This window comes from Paenibacillus sp. ICGEB2008, from assembly GCF_000307675.1.
Lineage (GTDB): Bacteria > Bacillota > Bacilli > Paenibacillales > Paenibacillaceae > Paenibacillus > Paenibacillus polymyxa.
This window is the reverse complement of sequence record NZ_AMQU01000074.1, coordinates 1-794: the sequence shown is the minus strand read 5'-3', so window position 1 is coordinate 794 and position 794 is coordinate 1. Positions and strand designations below refer to the sequence as shown.

2 tRNA genes and 2 rRNA genes are annotated in these 794 nt (G+C 51.5%); all 4 read right to left on the bottom strand.

Annotated features, from left to right (window positions below):
* Positions 1-78: 78 nt before the first annotated feature.
* Positions 79-154 (bottom strand) — tRNA-Asn (locus tag C400_RS0126040).
* Between the two features lie 4 nt (positions 155-158).
* Positions 159-234, bottom strand: a tRNA-Ala gene (locus C400_RS0126035).
* A gap of 80 nt (positions 235-314) precedes the next feature.
* Positions 315-430, bottom strand: a 5S ribosomal RNA gene (gene rrf, locus C400_RS0126030).
* 151 nt (positions 431-581) lie between these two features.
* Positions 582-794, bottom strand: a 23S ribosomal RNA gene (locus C400_RS28360); the annotation flags it as partial.

Genomic DNA, 794 nt, shown 5'->3' with positions numbered 1-794 from the left:
TCGAACCCTCGAAGACGCTTTTGGCGCCTACACGATTTCCAATCGTGCTCCTTCGGCCAACTCGGACACCTCTCCATATGGCTCCCCGAACAGGACTCGAACCTGTGACAACTCGATTAACAGTCGAGTGCTCTACCAACTGAGCTATCAGGGAATATTGGTGGAGCCAAGGGGGATCGAACCCCTGACCTCCTGCGTGCAAGGCAGGCGCTCTCCCAGCTGAGCTATAGCCCCATCTTAGAAATAACAATTAATTCTGACTATGTAGAGGTCAGTCTTACAGGCGAAAAAAAATCCCCAGAGAAGGGGCTTATGCTTGGCGGCGTCCTACTCTCCCAGGACCCTGCGGTCCAAGTACCATCGGCGCTGGAGGCTTAACGGTCGTGTTCGGGATGGGTACGTGTGGAACCCCTCCGCTATCGCCACCAAACATGAATTTGCCTCGCAAATTCTTCCGTAAGCTTATTCGGTTCATCACGGATCGTGTGAATGAATAGCCATACGCTTGTCGTATGTACTTCTACATACCTTCAAGGTTACACCCTGAAAACTGGATCCGAAACTTCATTGCGCCTTATCTTTAGGATAAGCCCTCGACCGATTAGTATTGGTCAGCTCCATGCATTACTGCACTTCCACCCCCAACCTATCTACCTCGTCGTCTTCAAGGGGTCTTACTAATTGGGAAATCTCATCTTGAGGGGGGCTTCACGCTTAGATGCTTTCAGCGCTTATCCCTTCCGTACATAGCTACCCAGCGGTGCTCCTGGCGGAACAACTGGTACACCAGCGTA